Origin of the sequence: Coprococcus sp. AF16-5 (assembly GCF_003479365.1) — a bacterium.
Classification (GTDB): domain Bacteria; phylum Bacillota; class Clostridia; order Lachnospirales; family Lachnospiraceae; genus Coprococcus; species Coprococcus aceti.
Map to the genome: position 1 here is coordinate 1 of NZ_QUGZ01000022.1, position 981 is coordinate 981.

General features: G+C 36.5%; 3 protein-coding genes. All 3 read left to right on the top strand.

What is annotated here, in order from left to right; all coding sequences use genetic code 11:
- The first annotated feature begins 64 nt into the window (after positions 1-64).
- The gene (locus DWW70_RS14735) at positions 65-337 is read left to right on the top strand and encodes a hypothetical protein (protein ID WP_118650126.1); all 273 of its coding nucleotides are present in this window, start codon (positions 65-67) and stop codon (positions 335-337) included.
- A gap of 249 nt (positions 338-586) precedes the next feature.
- Positions 587-709 carry a hypothetical protein gene (locus DWW70_RS15360; protein WP_256364695.1) on the top strand — a complete coding sequence of 41 codons (123 nt, stop codon included), beginning with the start codon at positions 587-589 and terminating at the stop codon, positions 707-709.
- A 52-nt stretch (positions 710-761) separates the two neighbouring features.
- Positions 762-981: hypothetical protein (locus DWW70_RS14740; protein ID WP_147360155.1), on the top strand; the 220-nt coding region annotated here is incomplete at its 3' end.

Consider the following 981-nt stretch of genomic DNA (forward strand, 5'->3'; position numbering starts at 1 on the left):
ATGAAAGGAATGAATGATTATTAGCTTCTAAATAATCATACAAGAAATTATGAAAAGAGAAATTATGAAAAAAAAGTTAAGTGATTTACAATGTGAAATAGGAAAAATTAAAGATGATGTTGATGATTATACAAGAGAGTATCTTAGTAAAATGGAAAAAATTATAGAAGAATATAAAAATAAGTTGGATTCAAATAAAATGGATGAATCAGATGGAGGGACATTAGGATTTAGAAGAGCAATACTCGAAGATGACAATCTCGCAAACATAGACTCCTTGTATAATGCAGCGGTAGCAGTTGATAAATTTTATAGTCAAGAGTGTAGAGAGTGGTAGTAAGGCTAAATTAGATTATGTTACTTCAAATAGAAAAGAATATTAAGAATATCTGATGAAATAAGAACGTTGCTTATTTTGTTATGTGAAAAGCCAGTAGACATAAAAAGCTACTGGCACTTTCATGCTTAAATTTATTAGAGACAATGGAGTGTTGCGTCCAGTTACTTTCTGGTGGAAAGGAAGTTGTGAGACTATACAAGAACAGGGACGCATCAAAGCAGGTGTTTAAAGCGGATAAGTCGTAACTTGGCATTAATTGGCAGGCTTGAAGACACAACTTCTGGAAGATGCATAGAATTTCCTGCACCGTGGATTGGATGGATTGAGGAATATGCTACAAATGGAAGAATAATAGCAGGAGGGGGTTAGGTGAAAGATAAGAAATAGAATAAGGTAAGCTTAAAATTGTTGAAAAAAATAATTGGAGGATGAGACCAGTGAAGGAAAGCTGGCTATAGGCATAGGCGTGCTTGTGGTTACAGCAGCGGTTGTGATAGTCTGCCCTGCTGTACTAGGGGCGGCGGCCGCCACGGTAACACAGTTTATAGCGACATCTGCCCTCGTGGGATCAGCAATATCTGGTATAATGAATGGCGCTGCATCAGTGAAAGCAGGAAAGTCGTTTTTTGATGGATTTGCAA

Excerpts from the sequence above, each read along its gene's own strand:
- DWW70_RS14735 (WP_118650126.1), top strand. The coding sequence starts at position 65 with ATGAAAAAAAAGTTAAGTGATTTACAATGTGAAATAGGAAAAATTAAA.